Annotated in this window: 14 protein-coding genes; 13 read left to right on the forward strand and 1 reads right to left on the reverse strand. The window is 62.1% G+C overall.

Features of this window, described 5'->3' with window-relative positions; all coding sequences use genetic code 11:
* The first annotated feature begins 5 nt into the window (after positions 1-5).
* The 5 genes from DIE12_RS20485 to DIE12_RS20505 all read left to right on the forward strand — a co-directional run bounded on the left by DIE12_RS20485 (position 6) and on the right by DIE12_RS20505 (position 6,075).
* Positions 6-1,208 (forward strand): porin, encoded by a 1,203-nt coding sequence (locus tag DIE12_RS20485; RefSeq protein WP_124523543.1) that lies wholly within the window; start codon positions 6-8, stop codon positions 1,206-1,208.
* A gap of 122 nt (positions 1,209-1,330) precedes the next feature.
* Positions 1,331-1,870, forward strand: a complete 540-nt coding sequence (locus DIE12_RS20490) for a VOC family protein (RefSeq protein WP_185641027.1) — start codon at positions 1,331-1,333, stop codon at positions 1,868-1,870.
* A gap of 67 nt (positions 1,871-1,937) precedes the next feature.
* A complete protein-coding gene (locus DIE12_RS20495; protein ID WP_124523539.1) occupies positions 1,938-3,329 on the forward strand; it encodes an MFS transporter in 1,392 nt (463 codons plus the stop codon).
* Positions 3,330-3,420: 91 nt separating this feature from the next.
* The gene (locus DIE12_RS20500) at positions 3,421-4,443 is read left to right on the forward strand and encodes a zinc-binding dehydrogenase (RefSeq protein WP_124523537.1); all 1,023 of its coding nucleotides are present in this window, start codon (positions 3,421-3,423) and stop codon (positions 4,441-4,443) included.
* A gap of 132 nt (positions 4,444-4,575) precedes the next feature.
* The gene (locus DIE12_RS20505) at positions 4,576-6,075 is read left to right on the forward strand and encodes an aldehyde dehydrogenase (RefSeq protein WP_124523535.1); all 1,500 of its coding nucleotides are present in this window, start codon (positions 4,576-4,578) and stop codon (positions 6,073-6,075) included.
* A gap of 73 nt (positions 6,076-6,148) precedes the next feature.
* Here DIE12_RS20505 and DIE12_RS20510 read toward each other — a convergent pair whose 3' ends face one another.
* On the reverse strand, positions 6,149-7,111 hold the full coding sequence (locus tag DIE12_RS20510) for a LysR family transcriptional regulator (protein WP_059542957.1): 963 nt from the start codon (positions 7,109-7,111) through the stop codon (positions 6,149-6,151).
* A gap of 133 nt (positions 7,112-7,244) precedes the next feature.
* Between DIE12_RS20510 and DIE12_RS20515 the strand changes: the two genes are divergently transcribed.
* The 8 genes from DIE12_RS20515 to DIE12_RS20550 form a co-directional block, all read left to right on the forward strand.
* On the forward strand, positions 7,245-7,802 hold the full coding sequence (locus tag DIE12_RS20515) for a flavodoxin family protein (protein WP_059542955.1): 558 nt from the start codon (positions 7,245-7,247) through the stop codon (positions 7,800-7,802).
* Positions 7,803-7,872: 70 nt separating this feature from the next.
* The gene (locus tag DIE12_RS20520) at positions 7,873-8,637 is read left to right on the forward strand and encodes an SDR family NAD(P)-dependent oxidoreductase (RefSeq protein ID WP_124523533.1); all 765 of its coding nucleotides are present in this window, start codon (positions 7,873-7,875) and stop codon (positions 8,635-8,637) included.
* Between the two features lie 102 nt (positions 8,638-8,739).
* Positions 8,740-9,777, forward strand: a complete 1,038-nt coding sequence (locus DIE12_RS20525) for a zinc-dependent alcohol dehydrogenase family protein (protein WP_124523531.1) — start codon at positions 8,740-8,742, stop codon at positions 9,775-9,777.
* 431 nt (positions 9,778-10,208) lie between these two features.
* Entirely contained in the window at positions 10,209-10,799 is a 591-nt protein-coding gene (locus tag DIE12_RS20530; protein ID WP_059541835.1) for a (2Fe-2S)-binding protein, read from the forward strand.
* Positions 10,796-13,054 (forward strand): molybdopterin cofactor-binding domain-containing protein, encoded by a 2,259-nt coding sequence (locus DIE12_RS20535; protein WP_124523529.1) that lies wholly within the window; start codon positions 10,796-10,798, stop codon positions 13,052-13,054. Before DIE12_RS20530 ends, DIE12_RS20535 begins: the two co-directional genes overlap by 4 nt.
* Positions 13,055-13,082: 28 nt before the next feature.
* Positions 13,083-14,447, forward strand: a complete 1,365-nt coding sequence (locus tag DIE12_RS20540; protein ID WP_124523527.1) for a cytochrome c — start codon at positions 13,083-13,085, stop codon at positions 14,445-14,447.
* Positions 14,448-15,493: 1,046 nt separating this feature from the next.
* Positions 15,494-16,753 carry an efflux RND transporter periplasmic adaptor subunit gene (locus DIE12_RS20545; protein ID WP_124523526.1) on the forward strand — a complete coding sequence of 420 codons (1,260 nt, stop codon included), beginning with the start codon at positions 15,494-15,496 and terminating at the stop codon, positions 16,751-16,753.
* A 15-nt stretch (positions 16,754-16,768) separates the two neighbouring features.
* A partial coding sequence (locus DIE12_RS20550) for an efflux RND transporter permease subunit (RefSeq protein ID WP_124551324.1) occupies positions 16,769-19,452 on the forward strand: 2,684 nt, incomplete at its 3' end.

The raw sequence follows: 19,452 nt of genomic DNA on the forward strand, positions 1-19,452 counted from the left end.
CAGGTATGGAGAGCAAACTGGCGATTGTCGGTATCGCCGCACTCGCGAGCGCGCCCGCGTTCGCCCAAAGCAGTGTCACGCTGTACGGCATCATCGACAACGGCTTCGCCTACGCGTCGAATCAATCGGCGCTCGGTTCGAATGCCGGTGGGCATTCCGTCGTGAAAATGATCACGGGCGTCGCCTACGGAAGCCGTTTCGGTCTCAAAGGTTCCGAGGATCTCGGCGGAGGGACCAAGGCCATCTTTACCCTCGAGGCAGGTTTCAATACGCTGAATGGCGCGGAAACGACCGATGGACTGATTTTCAACCGGCAAGCATTCGTCGGGATGACCAATCCGAGCTACGGTACCGTCACGGCCGGCCGACAGTACATGTCTTATTACCAGATCATGTACGGATTCGGTCCGACAGTTCCGCTTACGGGCTTCGGTGCGCATTCCGGCGACGTCGACGGTCTCGATACCGTTTACCGGACCAACAATACGATTCTTTATACGTCGCCGATGCTTTACGGATTTACCGTAAGCGGTTCGTATTCGTTCGGTGGCGTGCCGGGTAGTGTCAATCGTGGCGCGAGTTGGAGTGTGGCCGCACGCTACGACCGCGGCCCCTTCGGCGTAGGCGTCGGGGTATCGAGAATCGACAACGCGACGCTGGGCGGCGGGCCGTTTGGCGCGAGCTCGACGACCTCGAACGCGGGGGCGCAAGCCGGCGTGTCGTCCGTGACGAACGGCTATCAGACGGCGCAGGGGCAGCAACGTTTCGCCGTCGGCGCGAGCTATGCGATCACGTCGACGCTGGACATTCGAGGCACTTATACGAATGTTCAATATATCCCGGGTTCGGGTTCCGCATTCCACAACACACAAATCTTCAACACCGGCGGTGTCGCAGTTCATTGGAAGCCCGCAACGGTGTGGGACCTGGCCGCCGGCTATAGCTATACGCGCGCCACGAAGGCGAACGGCATCTCGGACAGTGCCCGGTACCAGCAATTCACGCTTGGCGAGTTCTACGCGTTGTCGAAGAGAACGAATCTCTATGCGTTGGAGGCCTACGCTCGAGCCGGCGGAAAGACACTCGGGACGACCGGAGCCGGCAGCATTATCAATGCGACCGCGACGATCGGCGATACCTACAACGCCACGCCGTCGTCGTCTCGCAGCATGGTGGGCGTCGTTGTCGGGTTGGTGCACAAGTTCTGAACCTGTGCGAAGGACAGCTGTCGTTCGGAGTTGTGCGTGGTGATTCCGGAGCGGGCGACTGCAGCCCGCTCCGACAGAGGATGCCGGCTCGAGCCGGAGATGCAGCAGGACGGAGACAGATCATGACGATAGGGAACATAGGCCACGTTGCGATCCGGGCGATAGACCTGGACACGACAGTCGCCTTTTACCGCGATGCATTGGGGTTCGTCCCGGTACCGAGGCCGGGGAGCTTGACTTCCATGGGCGCATGGCTCGCTGCGCCGGGCACCCGCGAATCCGCGGTGCTGCACGTCTATGGCGGGCGAGCTGCTGCCGATGAGTGCGGGCAAGTCTCGACAGACAATGCGCGTGGGACGGTCGATCATATTGCGTTCCAGGCGAACGGACTCGGATGGTATCGGGTCCACTTCGAGCGCCTGGACCTGACCTTCAAAGAGCAAAACCTGGATGACGGACCGATCTGGCAACTGTTCGTTCACGATCCGAACGGCATCAAGCTCGAATTGAGTTTCCGCCGTGCGACCGAGATCGATTTTCCGATTTCCATTCCGACGCAAAGGCGATATACCGCGAGCGAACGGTTCTTCGATCCGTGCGAGTACGAGCGATTCGGAGCGGCATTGACTGCGCAGACTCGTTGGCCCGACAGCGTCGAATGAATTTGCCTGGCGACTGCCGGGATTTCACCGCAGTCGTTCGTTGGATATTTCAGGAGTGTTACCCATCATGATGAACCGTGTAAACGCAGGCGCGAGACTGGATCGCCTGCCGATCGGACCTTTCCACCGCCGCGTGCTCTGGCTGGTCGGCATGGGCATGTTTTTCGACTCGTTCGACAACACGTTGTCGGGCTCGGTGCTGGCCGCCATGCTGCATAGCCAGTGGTCCACACTGGAACTCAATTCGCTGTTCATGTCCGCCACGTTTCTGGGGCTGATGATCGGCGCCGCGCTGTCGGGCTGGCTGAGCGACAGGTTCGGGCGGTTGTTCGCCTATCAATTCAACCTTGCCATCTTTGGCGTGATGGCGCTGGCATCTGCCTTTGCACCCTCGATGCACTGGCTCATCGTGATGCGCTTCATCATGGGCATCGGGATGGGCGCCGAGTATGTAATGGGATATGGCCTCATCATTGAGTTTGTACCGCCGCAGCAGCGAGGCCGATACCTCGGCCTGCTTGGCATCATCACTGGCGCTGGAGTGTTCATTACCTCGGTGGTCGGGATGGTCACGATTCCGACGCTCGGCTGGCGCGCAATGTTCGTGATCGGCGGGGTGGGTACGCTCTGGCTCTGGTATCTGCGCCGTCACCTGCCGGAATCGCCGCGGTGGCTCGAGCGGGTTGGGCGTGGCGCCGAGGCAGACGCGATCCTGAAACGTATCGAAGCGGAAGCCGGCGTGACGGAACCTGCTGTACAACTCGCGCGAACCAGCTCGACGGAGCCTCGCCATGTGAATGTGTCGGTGCTCTTCAGCCGCCCGGTCATTCGGCGGACGCTGGTGGCGGTTGCCGTCAACGTCATCGTACTGTTCGGCTCATACACGATTTCGGGCTGGATGCCGACTTTCTTCGTCAAGCAGGGCATGAGCGTCACGCACTCGCTGGGCTTCAATGCCGCGATGATGGGTGGATGGGTCGCGGGGCCGCTTCTCTGTACCTTCATCGCCGATCGTCTTGGCCGCCGTTGGGGCGTCGCGCTTGCCGCGGTAATTTGTGCTGCGACGTGCGTCGTCTATCCGTTCTTGACATCGTCGGTGGCCATCATTACCTGCGGCTTCTTTCTTGTCTCGGCCGTGGCCGTGGCCCTCATCCTTGGCCTGGGCGGAACGCCGGAGCTGTTCCCTACCGAATACCGTTTCCGAGGGGCCGGGTTCGCGCAGACGGCCGGGCGTCTCGGACTTATCGGCAGTCCCTTCGTAATCCTGTACGTGTTCGATCACTACGGAATCGGTGGGGTCATCACTGCCGTTTCTGGTTTGTACGTCCTGGTTGCGTTGATCCTCGCGGTGGCTGGCATCGAGACCAATCAACAGTCGCTGGAAGATGTCGAACCTGAAGCGGATCTTTCGGCGCAAGATCCGCTTGCACATCCGCCGCGGGCACATAGCAAGATTTGAGTCGTCGTTCGTTGAACCGAAGTCGAGGCTGTGTGGGTCTGGACGAACATGCAGCCTTCTGAATATCAGAGCACTGGAGAGGGTCGTCATTATGCGTGGCATCGTATTTCGCGGAGATTGCAAGGTCGAGTTGATGGAAGTGCCGGACCCGACGCCGGGCCCGGGCGAGGTCGTGATTGACGTCAAGGCATCCGGCATGTGCGGTAGCGACCTGCATTTCTATCGACGCCCGAGAAGCGCAGTGGCTACACCTGTGATCGGCGGCCATGAACCCTGCGGCGTGGTGGTTGCCGTAGGGCCGGGCGTCATTCACCCGTATGCGCGCATCGGGACGCGCGTGATGGTCCATCACTACCGCGGCTGTGGCGGTTGCGAAGACTGTCGTTCGGGCTGGCCGCAAATGTGCCAGGACGTACCCGTGACGGTGTACGGCACAGACGCCCATGGCGGTCACGCACCCTACATGAAGGTGCCTGCCGATACGCTGGTCCCGCTGCACGACCAGTTGAGCTTTGCCGCCGGCGCCGCCATTTCCTGCGGGACGGGCACGGCGTGGGGCGCGTTCGAACGCATGGGAATCACGGGCCGCGACACCGTCGCCATTTTCGGGCAGGGCCCGGTCGGCCTGTCCGCAACGCTCCTGGCTAAGGCGCAGGGCGCGGAAGTCATCGCGCTTGATATCGACGAGAGTCGTCGGAACAAGGCGAAGGAATTCGGCGCCGATCACGTCGTCAATCCTCTCGATGGAAACGTACCGGATGCCATTCGTGAACTCACTCGTGGCAAAGGCGCGAGCATGGCACTCGAGACGGCCGGCGCTGCCGCGGCTGGCGAGGCAGCGCTCAATGCCGTGCGTCCGTGGGGAACGGTTTGTCTTGTCGGCATCGGCGCGGAGGTCAGTATCTCGGTTGCCAAAATGTTGCGTCGTCAACTTCGCATCATGACTTCGTGGACGATGTCGATCCAGGCGCAACAGGCTTGCGCGCAGTTTGTCGTCGAGCGGGGCATCGACCTCGACGCGCTCTTCACGAATCAGTGGACGCTCGACGAAGCGGAAGCCGCGTACGAATCATTCAATCGCCAAAGTGGCGGCAAGGGTGTGTTTGTCATTTAGTTTCGCGGTGCGGATTTTCCGGGCCATCTTCATATCGATGATCGTATTGGCCGCTCATCGATCGTGCTGCATGACCATTCACTCCCAAATGGCCAATTCGGCAAGACAGTCAGCAAGCAGAGGAATATGCGTATGAGTCAGCAACCCGAAGTCATCGAACCGAGCGCGGCAACCCGGCGTTTCCTGTCGAGGGAGCGCCACGGACTCTGGATTGACGGACAGGCCGTTCCCGCGGCGTCCGGCCAGACGATTGAAACCCGGGATCCTTCGACGGGCCAGGTGCTGGGGCATCTCGCAGACGGTGGCGATGTCGACGTCGATCGGGCGGTCCGGGCGGCGCGTGCAGCGTTCGAAGGCCCGTGGAGCCGATGGACGACGTATGAGCGGCAGGCGTTCCTGTATCGCGCGCACGAGGCCATGGAACGCAATTTCGATGAGCTGGCTGAAATCGAGTCCATCGACATGGGGGCGCCCATTTCGCGCACCCGTGCGACGAAGGCGTCGATTCTGAAGATGATCCTGTTTTTTGCGGCACAGGCCGGCAACATCACGGGCGAAACCTTGCAGAACGGGTTGCCGGGGGAAGTGGCCACGATGTCGATCAAGGCGCCGGTCGGTGTAATCGGCGGCATCATCCCGTGGAACGGCCCACTCGGCAGCCAGTGGTGGCTCGTCGGAGCCGTGCTGGCTAGTGGGTGCACGGTGGTCCTGAAGCCGGCAGAAGACGCATCGCTGAGCGTGCTGCGTGCGGTCGAGTTGCTGCATGAAATCGGTCTTCCCCCGGGCGTCATCAACGTGGTGACCGGGCTGGGACATGTCGCAGGCGCGGCGTTGGCCAGACATCCCGACGTCGATCGTATCGCGTTCACCGGATCGACGGAGACGGGACGCAAGATCATCGAAGCGTCGGCCGTCAACATCAAGAAACTGCAGCTCGAACTCGGGGGGAAGTCGCCCGACATCATCTTTGCCGACGCCGATCTGGACAAGGCAGTGCCGGGCGCTGCGATGGGCGTATTCAACAACTCCGGGCAGATCTGCTTCGCGGGAACGCGCGTGTTCGTGCAACGCCAGATCGTCAAGGAGTTCTGCGCGCGCGTCGCCGATTTCGCGAAGTCGGTTCGGGTCGGTCATAGCCTCGATGCCGGCGCGCAACTTGGCCCGTTGATCTCGGAGCGGCAGCTCGAGCGCGTCATGTCGTACGTGAGGGTGGGGGCGGAGGAGGGGGCCGAGCTGGTGTGTGGCGGGGAGCGCCTCGGGGGGCCGTTCGCCGACGGCTATTTCGTCACGCCGACGGTGTTTGCGAATGTCGACAACAGGATGAGGATCGCGCAGGAGGAGATTTTCGGGCCGGTATTGTCGGTCATCCCTTTCGATACGATCGAAGAGGCGATCCGGCTCGGCAACGACACTCAGTACGGACTGGGCGGCGCGGTCTGGACGAGGGACATCTCCACTGCGCTGAGAGTCGTGAAAGGCATCCATACTGGCGTCATGTGGGTGAACTGCTATGGGCTGATCGACCCGCTGGTGGGATTTGGCGGGACGAAATTCAGCGGATATGGCGCGAAAGGCGGTCGCGCGCATCTCGACACGTATCTGTATTCGAAGTGCGTGTATATCAATACCTGAGTGCCGCGATCCAGTTGTGGTGATCACCCGTGCACCGTGTAGAAGAGTGACGGGTGGTGTGCCGGTCGTTCGATCAAGCCTGAAATTCGGCCATCGTCGCGATCGGAACGTGGAGGGCTTCGTCATGCGCGAACGCGTCGAGCAGGTGATCGACCGTGACGCGCACGCGCGGCGCCAGCAGCGCGCGATGCGGGTACTGCAGCACCATCTCGTAGGTGCCCGGATGATGGCAGTCGGTCAACACGGTCTTCAACTCGCCGGCGCGTAGATGGGCCCATGCGTGGTGAATGCCGACTTGTGCGATGCCAAGCCCCTCCAGCGCCGCCTGTGCCGCGGCTTCTGGAGCCGACACCGTGACGACGGGGGCGAAAACGGCGAACTCTGCCAGTGTTCCGTCCGTCTGTCGAAACATCCACGGAGAAAGTCGCCCCGCAAGAAAGCGGCGTCCGATGAGCCGATGGCGGCTCAGCTCCTGAACGGTGCGCGGCGTTCCGGCCTCCGCGAGGTAAGCCGGCGATGCCACAAGAGCCATGTTCAGTTGGCACACCGACCGGGAAACCAGCGACGAGTCCGCGATCTGTCCCCCGCGTATCGCCAGATCATATCCATCCTGGACCAGATCGATGCGCCGGTCGTCAAAGTCTACCTCGACACGTAGGTCGCGATACTGCGCCAGCAGAGCCGGCAGCGCCGGCAGAACCTGGTTACGCCCGAACGCGGCACTTGTCGAGATACGTACACGGCCGCTCGGCGCTACACGCTGTCCCGAAACCGAACCCACGGCTGCATCAAGGGCATCGAGCGCGTCCAGGGCAATCTGCGCCTGCTCGAGAAACGCACCGCCCTCCGAGGTGAGCTTGAGCGACCGCGTTGTCCGGTTGACGAGGCGCACGCCGAGCGCTTGCTCGAGACTTGCCACGTTCTTGCTGACTGCGGCCGAAGAGATGCCGAGATTCCGTGCTGCAGCAGAAAAACTGCCGCTATGTGCCGCTTGCACAAAGGAGAGTATCGCGCGTACGCGTTGCGAGGAGTCCATGGGTGCCAGTCTAACGGTGTCGTGTCCCGCCGATTATCAACCTCACGTTGGAGATCGTTCAACCCGGACCCGCGTTCTCGCGAGGCATCGCTGTCGCGATAATGCCCGGTATTGATTAATCGAAAGGATTGTGATGTTGATTTCCATCGTGTACGACAGCGGCTATGGTCATACGGCAAAACAGGCTCAAGCGATTGCCGAGGGCGCCCGGGAAGTCCACGGCGCGGAAGTGCAGCTGTTCGCGGTAGCGGACGGCCCGGTTCAATGGGACGTGCTGGAGGCCAGCGACGCGATCATCTTCGGTTCGCCGACCTATAACGGGCTCGTCAGCGCCCGATTCAAGCAGTTCATGGAAGACTCGACGCGTACGGCGTGGGTTCCGCAAAAATGGCGGAACAAGATTGCCGCAGGGTTCACCAACTCCGGCGCGATCCATGGTGACAAGCTGAACTCGCTCGTTTCGATGGCACTGTTTGCCGCGCAGCACGGGATGATCTGGGTCGGCCTCGATCTGTTCCCCGGGAAATCGGACGACGAGCAGAACCGGATCGGCGGTTGGCTGGGTGCAATGGCCTATTCCAAGGACGAATCCCCGGAACTCTCGCCGATCGAAAGCGACCTCAAGACGGCGGCCCATCTCGGCAAGCGCGTCGCGGAACTCACCCGTCAGTTTCGCAACGGGCGTGACTAATCCGTAGTCGACCGGGAGCGCGAGGCGGTAACGCTCGTGCCCCGGTCGATGGACGGAAGGGAATGCACCAGTGGCACGGATCTTCATCACCGGTAGCACTGACGGACTTGGGCGCGCAGCGGCGGCGACCCTGATTGGCGAAGGGCATCAGGTGCTGCTGCACGCGCGTTCGCAGGCACGCGCATCTGCCGTGAGCGATCTTGCCGGGCACGCGATGGGCGTGATCGTCGGCGACCTCGCGAGCGGCGTCGAGACGCGACGAATCGCCGATCGGGTCAATGCCATGGGACGCATGGATGCGGTGATTCACAATGCCGGTGCATATCTGTCCGGTCGGAACACGACCGTCGACGGACACGCCGGTACGATTGCCGTCAACGTCCTCGCACCGTACCTGCTGACCGCGCTGATCGAACGTCCTTCACGACTGATATACCTCAGCAGCAGCATGCACCGGGGCGTCCGCAGCGACCTCGGCGACATCGACTGGCTTCAGCGTCGATGGAATTCGGAGCACGCGTATTCGGAAAGCAAGTTGTATTTGACGGCGCTGACGCTGGCGGCCGCACGCCATTGGCCCGACGTCCTGACTCATGCAGTGGATCCCGGCTGGGTGCCGACTCGAATGGGCGGCGCCGGTGCGCCGGACGATCTCGCGTTGGGGCACCTCACGCAGACCTGGCTGGCAGCCAGTGACGATCCCGCGGTGATGGCAAGTGGCGGCTATTGGCATCATCGGAAGCGGCAAGAACCTGCTGCCGAGGCTGTGGATGTCCAGTTCCAGGGTGACCTGATGGACGCGCTCGAGGAGTTGACTGGCGTCGCGCTCTTTTGAAGCAGTTGATTTGCAGAAAGGCGCACACGCGGCGTGCCGCGGGGTATTGAAGCCGCAGTCTCACAAGCAACCTTGTTCTCGTCCGAGACGAAGGAGATCACCATGCGAGCAACCATTCTGTACGGCGCGGGCGATGTGCGTGTCGAGAAAGTACCCGACTCCACCATCGTCGAGCCTACCGATGCGATCATCCGTGTCACGCGCGCGTGTATTTGCGGCAGTGACTTGTGGCCTTACCGCGGCGAAGATTCGATCGCCGAGCGCGGGCAACGTATGGGCCACGAAGCGATCGGCGTAGTCGAGGCGATCGGAAAGGACGTGCGGACGCTCAAACGCGGCGACGTGGTGGTCATGCCATTCGCATTTTCCGACGGCACGTGCACTTTCTGCCACGAGAATCTCCACACTGCGTGTGTTCACGGCAGTTTCTTCGGTTGGGGAAACAACGAAGGCGCCCAGTCCGAAGCACTGAGAATCCCGTTTGCAGATGGCACGCTTGCAGTGTTGCCCGTTGCTGAGGACGATGCGTTGATGCCCTCGCTGCTCACGCTGTCGGACGTGATGGGCACCGGGCACCATGCGGCTCTCACGGCCCGGGTCGGGCCCGGCAAGACAGCCGCGGTGATCGGCGACGGCGCGGTCGGGCTGTGCGGCGTGATTGCGGCCAAGCGGCTGGGCGCCGAACGCATCATCCTGCTCGGGCGTCACCCGGGCCGCATCGAACTGGCACGGGAGTTTGGGGCGACCGACGTCGTTTCCGAAAGAGGCGAGGAGGCGATCGAGAAAGTCCGATCCTTGACCGGGGGATTCGGAGCTCATGCAATCCTCGAATGTGTCGGTACGGACCAGGCGATGATTACGGCCATCGGAATCGCACGGCCGGGCGGCGCGATCGGGAGAGTGGGGGTGCCGCATTACGTGGCCATGCCGGGTTCGCAGCAGGCCTTCTTCGGAAACGTAACCGTTGGCGGCGGACCCGCTCCGGTGCGGGCTTACATTGCAGACCTGCTGCCGGACGTACTCGAAGGACGCATCCAGCCAGGGAGCGTGTTCGACCGAACGGTGGATCTGGACGGCGTACCGGACGGTTATCGCGCAATGGACAACCGCGAAGCGGTCAAGGTCATGGTCAAGCCGTGAGGGGACCGCCACGACCGCCATGTGGACGGCGGGTTCGCCGTCCTTGGCGTGCCACACCGATAACACCGCATGGAATGAGCGATCTGGTCAGATAGAAGTTCATTGCGCCGTTCAAGGCTCAATGTGGCAGATCTTTTGAACGCGGATGGAATGCTGATCTTGACTAGATTAGGTATGCATATTTATAGCGTGGATTTGCTTATCCGAAGTATCTCGATACTTGTCGTTGATCCCGTCGACTAAGCATAGTCCGTCTACAAGGAAGCGGTTTCGATTCATTAGCTAGCCTGATAAGACCAATGTGTACAGACCGGTTAATTGAGGCCTGACTGCGTGCTAGCATCGGACCCAAATGTCAGGTACCGGTTCCATGCCAATTGGCTGGAATGCCGCACTCACGAGTTTCGGCCTCACGAGAAGATGGGAGAACCATGCAGCTTCAGATCAACGGGAAGACTTACCCGGTAAAGTCCGACGGGGACACGCCGTTGCTATGGGTTATCCGCGACGAACTCGGGATGACCGGTACCAAGTACGGGTGCGGTCTTGCGCAATGTGGCGCGTGCTCGGTTCTCGTCGATGGCGTGGTGACGCGCTCCTGCGTGATGCCGGTCGAAAGTGTTGAGGGGCGCAAGATCACGACGATCGAAGCGATCGAGGAAGACGGTGTCGGCAAGCGAGTCGTCCAAGCCTGGGTCAAGCATCAGGTGCCGCAGTGCGGTTACTGTCAGTCCGGCCAGGTCATGGCCGCGACCGCGCTTCTGAAACAGAACCCGCACCCGACGGACGAACAGGTTGCCGCTGCGATGATCAACTTGTGTCGCTGCGGCACCTATAACGCGATTCGTGCGGCCGTGGAAGAACTGTCGGGTGGCAATACCTCGCCGCATGCCGCGCGATCCGATGCGGTGGTGCCGCCCGCCGCGACTGCCGTCACCGCCACGCTGGCGGGCATCGCGGTGGTGAGTGCAGTTGCGGGTAACGCGTCGGGCACGTCGGAAAACGAGCGGGGTGAGGCATGAAGCAGGTAGCCGACACGCAGGTGCAGGACGATACGTTTCCGGCCGGCGAGGCGACGAACATTTCCCGGCGCCGCTTCCTTCTTGCCAGTGCGGGCACCGCTGCGGGCGCGCTCGTCCTCGGTTTCGGCCTGCCGGTTCGTCCTGCGCGCGCCGCTGCCGCTGCGACGACCGCGGCTCCCGGGACTCGCGTGCCGGCGTTTCTGGAGATTCGTCCGGACAACACGATCCGGCTGCTCAGTCCGTTCATGGAAGGCGGACAGGGTGTCTTTACTGCGATGGCACAGATCGTCGGCGAGGAACTCGATGCCGATCCTGCGCGTTTTGTCGTGGAAAGCGCGCCGCCGGGTGCCGAGTACAAGGTCATGGACAACGGCATGCGGATTACTGGCGGCAGCATGTCGGTTCGCAGGAGTTATCCGACGATGCGTCGCCTGGGCGCTCTGGCGCGCCAGATGCTGCTGCAGGCGGCGGCAGCCCAACTGCGCGTGCCGGTTGATGGACTGAGCACGGAGCCGGGCAAGGTGATTCATCGCGCGTCCGGTCGCTCGCTCGACTACGGGCAGCTCGCATCGCGCGCGATGGACCTGCCGGTGCCCGATCCCGCGAGCGTGAAGCTGAAGGACCCAGCGCAGTTCCGGTGGATCGGCAAGCCGGTCCAGCGTGTCGACGTCCGCCAGAAATCGACGGGCAAGGCGATGTACAGCATCGACAGTCGCGTGGACGGCATGCTGCAGGCGGCGGTCCAGCATGCCCCGCGGCTGGGGTTGACCGTCGGAGCGATCCGTAACGAGGCACAGGTCGGCGCAATGAAGGGCGTGCATTCCGTTCATCGCCTGCCGGGTGCAGTCGCAGTGGTGGCCGAGCGCTGGTGGGACGCGAAGCGTGCAGCGGAAGCGCTGCAGGTCGACTGGCGTGAGCCGGGGCCGGATTCGACCGTACGTTACATGCCCGCCGACTTCTCGACCGCGGCATTCGCGAAACGCCTCGCCAACGAGCCGGGCGTTGGCGACGATGCCGAGGTCGTGGGTGATACAAATGCGGCGTTCAAGCGTGCGAAGAAGGTGGTCGACGCGACCTATCACAGCCAGTATCTGAACCACGCGCAACTGGAGCCGCCGTCGGCGCTTGCGCGATTCAACGCGGACGGTTCGCTCGAACTGTGGATGCCAAATCAGGCGCCCGAAATGTTCCAGGCCGACATCGTCAAGCGCACGGGCTTGGCGGCCGACAAGGTGATCATCCATTCCCCGCTACTGGGCGGGTTCTTCGGGCGCCATTTCCTGTACGACACGGCACTCGTGTATCCACAGGCGATCCAGCTGGCAAAGTCGGTCGGACGACCGGTCAAGGTCATCTGGAGTCGCGAGGAAGAGTTCCTGCGCGACGCAGTACGACCGATGGCGGCGGTGCGCTTTCGTGCCGGGCTCGATGCCGAGGGGCTGCCGATCGCCCTCGAAGCCGTGACGGTCACCGAAGGCCCGACCGAGGCGCTGAGCAACAAGCGGGGCGAGAAAGTGGATCCCAGTGCCGTCGAAGGGCTCGCCGGCAAGAAATACGCGATTCCGGATCGTCGCATTGCGCGGCTTTATGTGAAGAGCCCGATGATCCAGGGCTATTGGCGCTCGGTCGGCAACTCGATGAACGACTTTTTCTATGAGACGTTCCTGGACGAATTGGCCGACGAGGGTGGCCACGACCCGTATGACCTGCGGATGCGGTTGCTGAACGGCAACAAGCGGCTCACGAATTTGTTGCGAGCCGTCGGCGACATGTCCGGCGGCTGGAAGCGTGGACCGTTTACGGCCAGCGACGGTACGCGCCGCGCTCGTGGCGTCGCGATGGCGAGCCCGTTCGGTACCGAGGCGGCAGTGATCGCGGAGGTGTCGATCGAGCAAGGGCGAGTCAAGGTGCACGATATCTGGGAGGCGATCGATCCGGGCAGCATCGTCAACCCGGCCATCATCCAGGCTCAGGTGAGCGGAGCCGTCGCACTCGGCTTGTCCCAGGTCCTGCTGGAAGAGGCTTCGTTCGATAAGGGCGTACCGACCGCGCGCAACTACGACATGTATCCGATTCTGCCGCCCGCCCGCATGGCGCGCGTACACGTCCGGATCATCGAGAGCGGCGAGAAGATGGGTGGGAACGGCGAGCCGCCGTTGCCCGCAGTGCCGCCGGCCGTAGCCAACGCCGTCGCCAGGCTGACCGGCCAGCGCGTTCGCAGCATGCCGCTCTCGCGCTATACGTTCGATACCTGAAAACTTGCCAGCAAAGCAACGCCCGACAATGACGAAAAGCCGCTTCAAGAAGATCATCACCATCCTGTTGGCCGCCTGTGGTGTCGTGGCGGCCGGCGTTGCCTGGTTCGTGAACCGAACACCGGTGTCGCCGTTTGACACCGTCGTGGATGCGGGTGTGCCGTCGGCCGAATTGATTCGGCATGGCGAGTATGTCGCGCGGCTCGGGGATTGCGTCGCATGCCACAGTACCCCGAGCAGCGCGCCATTCGCTGGCGGCCTCGAGATGGCGACACCGATGGGCGCGATCTTCGCGACGAACATCACGCCGGACAAGGAAACCGGCATCGGCAGCTATACGCTGTCGGATTTCGATCGCGCGTTGCGTCACGGCGTCGCGCGCGATGGTCATCGACTCTATCCGGCCATGCCTTACCCGTCTTACTCGAAGCTCTCCGATGGCGACGTACGCGCGCTCTATGCGTATTTCTTGCAGGGCGTACAGCCGGTTCGGGAGGAAAACAAGCGTAGCGACATTCCGTGGCCGCTGAACATGCGTTGGCCGCTCGCGCTATGGAACGGCGTATTCACGGAACCCGGTGCGTACCAGGCCAAAGTGTCTGCCGATGAACAATGGAATCGTGGTGCCTATCTCGTACAGGGGCTCGGTCACTGCGGCAGTTGCCATACACCGCGCGGGATAGGGATGAATGAAAAGGCGCTCGACGAACGCAGCGCGCTTTATCTCGCCGGTGCCGAGCTCGACGGCTGGTATGCGCCCAGCTTGCGAGGCGACGTCAATACCGGGCTCGGTCGCTGGAACGAGGACGATGTGTTTCGCTTCCTCCGAACGGGCCGGAATGGGCACTCCGTGGTGTTCGGTTCGATGGCCGAGGTGTTCAACAACTCGACGCAGTACATGACGGATGATGATCTGCGGGCCGTCGCACATTATCTGAAGTCGTTGCCGGGCGACCCCGCAAGGGACGGCGCGCCCTGGAAATACGATGCAGCGTCCAACGGTCAGCTCGCAGTCGATCAGCGGTTGAAGGTGCACGGTGCACAAACCTACATGGCAAAGTGCAGCGCGTGTCATGGCGTGGACGGACGCGGTCAAGGCCAATGGATCCCTTCTCTTGCTGGCGCCGCATCCTCGATGGCCAGTACGAACGTGTCGTCCGTCAACGTAGCGTTGAACGGGTCCGGCCGGGTTGTCGCGGGCGGCGTTCCGGATGCCTATCGGATGCCTCCATTCCGGAACCAGCTCTCGGACCAGGAGATCGCGGACGTGCTGACTTTCGTCCGGACGTCGTGGGGCAACCGCGGCGGAGCAGTGAATGCCGACGAGGTAAAGCACCTTCGCGATCGCACGAATCCGGCCAGCAGCAACGTGATCGTTCTGCAGATGCGCTGAAGGCTTTCCGCCTCGCGAGCCGGTCGGTGACCGGCTCACCTCGATACATCGCATTGTGCTCGATTGATGATTCCGGCTCATAAGGTCATTCGACGCCGGGCCATTTGTCGAAGATTGCGATGCTGGTACATTCCTTTCGGTTTGGATAGCCACCGGGCTTTCCCTGTGTTGACGTCGGCAACCTGAAAATCTGGGCTGCGGCGTTCGAATGATGGACGGCCGAATCCATCGCATGAAGCATGCTCCATCGGCGTCGCGCAGATTCATCACCGCGATTTCGGAATCAGGAGGCTCGCGCCATAAGGCGCAGGAGACAAGGTGACATGTTGGACAGCACGCAAAGCGCGTGAAGTCCGGCATGTTACGACGTTCGGCGTACGAGGGTGTGCGCAAGTCCGAGCTTTCTGGAGTCGCAACAATGAGTTTTTCACCTACCGCCGCGAGCGGAAATGCGCGTGCGAGCGCGAGGTCGATTCGCTTCCCGGAACGCAGGCAGTGTCAGCTTCAAGGAGTTGACTTCATTGCGCCGAGTCGACGACCGGTTGATCGCTTCGGTGAGCGTCGCCGGTTCGTGCAGTGTCCCAATTGCCCACGATGTAGCGGGTCCTTCCGATGAGCGGCGCGTGATCGACCATTAGCGTGCGCGAGGGGAACTCGGTGGATCGACACCCGGCTCACATCCTTTCCGTATCGATTTATCCGATATCGCTTACGCGTGACCCGATGTTCGCCCATTTCATTCCGCGCGTTCGCACGGCATCGCCATCCCGAGACTGCATAACAGCGGCGATTCCGACTGATTGCCGCGTGCTTTGTTGAGCCCTTGTCGCGTGGCGTTTCTCATTCACCGGACGCTTTGCCGGCCTGAGTCGAATCTGCCCATCGGGGTTGGCTTTCAGGCAGCACGCGATTGCGGCAAATACACGAGGCGCTGATCCGGGTGAGCGAATACCGGGTCATGACTCGCTTCCGGACCTTGTCGTGTCAGTCGAAGACGTTCATGTCGCCGACTGATGCGGTTTCTAGTAATTTTCAGAGGCTGCACCATGAAGATCGAATGGATCTCTAATCGCTTTATTTTTGCCGCAGCCGCGGCTGCATCGCTGGCAGCTTGCGGAAAAACCAGTCCGCCACCTGCGCCGTCGACGCCTGAAGTGGGCGTGGTGACGGCTCGGCCGCAAAACGTAGCGGTCTTCACCGAACTGCCGGGCCGCACCAGTGCGTTCCTCGTCGCGCAGGTCCGCGCGCGGGTCGACGGCATCGTGCTGCGCCGTGAATTCACCGAAGGTACCGACGTCAAGGCTGGCCAACGTCTCTACAAGATCGATCCGGCGCCGTACATCGCGGCATTGAACAGCGCGAAGGCGACGCTCGCGAAGGCGCAGGCGAACCTCGTCACGCAGAACGCACTGGTCGCGCGCTACAAGGTGCTCGTGGCCGCGAACGCGGTCAGCAAGCAGGACTACGACAACGCAGTGGCCACCCAGGGGCAGGCCGCGGCGGACGTCGCGGCCGGCAAGGCGGCGGTCGATACGGCACAGATCAACCTCGGCTACACGGACGTTGTCTCGCCGATCACGGGCCGCGTCGGCATTTCGCAAGTGACGCCGGGCGCGTACGTGCAGGCGAGCCAGGCGACGCTGATGTCGACGGTGCAGCAGCTCGACCCCGTGTATGTCGACCTCACGCAATCGAGCCTCGAGGGATTGAAGCTGCGTCAGGACGTGCAGAGCGGTCGCCTGAAGACGAGCGGCCCGGGCGCGGCGAAGGTGTCGCTGATCCTCGAGGACGGCAAGACGTATTCGGAAGCCGGCAAGCTGCAGTTCTCCGACGTGACGGTCGACCAGGCAACCGGCTCGGTGACGATCCGCGCGGTCTTCCCGAACCCGGGCCGCGTGCTGCTGCCGGGGATGTTCGTGCGCGCGCGGATCGAGGAAGGCGTGAACGAGAACGCGTTCCTGGTGCCGCAGATCGGCGTCACGCACGACCAGAAGGGCCAGCCGGTTTCGCTGATCGTGAACGCACACGATAAGGTCGAAACACGGCAACTCAAGACGACCGGCATGCAGGGTCAGAACTGGATCGTCGAAGGCGGGCTGCAAGCGGGTGACCGTGTGATCGTGCAGGGCGTCGACAAGGTGCGCCCAGGTGCGACGGTGAAGTCGGTCGCGGCGCAACTGCCGGCAGCCAATGCCGCTTCGGGCGCGGCTGCCGTATCCGCCGCGCCGGCCGCTGTCGCTTCCGGCGCCGCAGCCGCATCGGGCGGAGCACCGGCGAGCGCCGCCGCTGCGTCGAGCGCGCAATAATAAGGAGCCTGTTTCATGGCAAAGTTCTTCATCGATCGCCCGATTTTCGCGTGGGTGATCGCCATTGTCCTGATGCTGGCCGGGATTGCGTCGATTTTCTCGCTCCCCGTGTCGCAATACCCGAATATCGCCCCGCCTGCGATTCAGGTCACGTCGAGCTACCCGGGCGCTTCCGCGAAGACGGTGGAAGACACGGTGACGCAGGTGATCGAGCAGCAGATGAGCGGTCTCGACAACTTTCTGTACATGTCGTCGACGAGTGACGACTCGGGCAACTCGACCATCACCATTACGTTCGCCCCCGGCACCAATCCGGATGTGGCGCAGGTCCAGGTGCAGAACAAGCTGTCGCTCGCGACGCCGGTTCTGCCGCAGGTCGTGCAACAGCTTGGTCTGCAGGTGACGAAATCCAGCAACAACTGGCTGCTTTGGTTCGCGTTCAATTCCGAGGACGGGAGCATGTCCAAGGACGATCTCGCGAACTACGTTGCGTCGCACGTTCTCGATCCGCTGAGCCGGATCAATGGCGTCGGACGGACGTTCCTGCTCGGGTCGCAGTATGCAATGCGAGTCTGGCTGGACCCGAACAAGCTGACGAACTACGGTCTCACGCCTGCAGACGTGACGGCTGCAATCGCGACCCAGAACGTGCAGGTCGCCGCGGGGCAGCTTGGCGGCACACCGGCGAAGCCGGGCACTATGTTGCAGGCAACGCTTACCGAAGCGACATTGCTTCGTAATCCAAGTGAGTTCGAGAACATCCTGCTCAAGGTCAACCAGGACGGCTCACAGGTTCGCCTGAAGGACGTCGGAAGAGTGGCGCTTGGCGCGGAAAACTACACATTCGACACGAAGTACATGGGACAGCCGACCGCGGGTCTCGGGATCCAGCTGGCGACGGGCGCAAACGCGCTTGCGACGGCCAAGATGCTGAAAAGCAAGGTCGAGGAGCTTTCCCGATACTTTCCGCACGGGATGGTGGTTCACTATCCATACGACACGACGCCGTTCGTGAAGCTGTCGATCGAGGAAGTGGTCAAGACGCTGCTCGAAGGTATCGTGCTCGTGTTCCTCGTGATGTATCTGTTCCTGCAGAACCTGCGGGCGACGATCATCCCGACGATCGCGGTGCCGGTGGTGCTGCTTGGCACGTTCGCAGTCATGGCAATCGCCGGTTTTTCGATTAACACGTTGTCGATGTTCGGCCTCGTGCTCGCAATCGGGCTACTGGTGGACGATGCGATTGTGGTGGTCGAGAACGTCGAGCGCGTGATGGTCGAGGAGGGGCTGTCGCCGAAGGAGGCGACCAAGAAGGCGATGGAGCAGATCACGAGTGCACTCGTCGGCGTGGCGCTGGTGCTGTCGGCGGTATTCGTGCCAGTCGCGTTCTCCGGCGGGTCGGTCGGCGCGATCTATCGTCAGTTCTCGCTGACGATCGTGTCGGCGATGGTGCTGTCGGTGCTGGTCGCGTTGATTCTGACGCCGGCACTGTGTGCGACGATCCTCAAGCCGGTCCCAAAAGGCCACCACGAAGAGAAAAAGGGTTTCTTCGGCTGGTTCAACCGGACCTTCGATCGCAACCGCGATCGCTATACGGGCGGCGTGCATCACGTGATCAGGCGCTCGGGGCGCTGGATGGTCATCTATCTGGCCGTAATCGTCGCGGTCGGATTCCTGTTCGTGCGCCTGCCGAAGTCGTTCCTGCCGGATGAAGACCAGGGGTACATGTTCATGATCGTACAGACCCCAGCTGGTTCGACGCAGGAAACCACCGGCGTGACGCTCGATGACATTACCGAACATATGAAGACAGCGGAAAAGGACACTGTCGATTCCGTGTTCACCGTCAATGGCTTCAGTTTCGCCGGCCGCGGGCAGAATGCCGGGCTCGTTTTCGTGAAGCTCAAACCGTATGAGCAGCGTCAGCGTGCTGCCCAGAAAGTCGCCGCACTCATTGCGCGAACGTCGGCTCATTATGCGAAGTACAAGGACGCGGTGGTCATTCCCTTCAACCCGCCCTCGATTCCGGAACTTGGCACGGCCGCCGGCTTTGACTTCGAACTGACGGACAACGCCGGTCTTGGCCACGACGCGCTGATGGCCGCGCGCAACCAGTTGCTCGGGATGGCGGCGAAGGATCCGACGCTCGCGCTGGTACGCCCGAACGGGCTGAACGACACGCCGCAGTACAAGGTCGACATCGATCGCGAGAAGGCGAATGCGCTTGGCGTGACGGCATCTGCAATCGACCAGGCGTTCTCGATTGCATGGGCATCGCAGTATGTGAACAACTTCCTTGACGCCGACGGCCGGATCAAGCGGGTCTATGTGCAAGCGGATGCGCCGTTCCGGATGACGCCGGAGGATATGAACATCTGGTATGTGCGCAACGGTTCGGGCGGGATGGTGCCGTTCAGCGCGTTCGCGACCGGTCACTGGACGTACGGTTCGCCGAAGCTCGAACGCTACAACGGGATCTCTGCGATCGAGATCCAGGGGCAGGCGGCCGAAGGAAATTCCACCGGTCAGGCAATGGCGGCGATGGAAGGGCTCGCGAAGAAGCTGCCGGTCGGCATCGGCTATTCGTGGACCGGCCTGTCGTTCCAGGAAATCCAGTCGGGTTCGCAGGCGCCGATCCTGTACGCGATCTCGATCCTCGTCGTGTTCCTGTGTCTCGCGGCGCTGTATGAAAGCTGGTC

The sequence above is a fragment of the Burkholderia sp. Bp9015 genome (assembly GCF_003853505.1).
GTDB lineage: Bacteria > Pseudomonadota > Gammaproteobacteria > Burkholderiales > Burkholderiaceae > Burkholderia.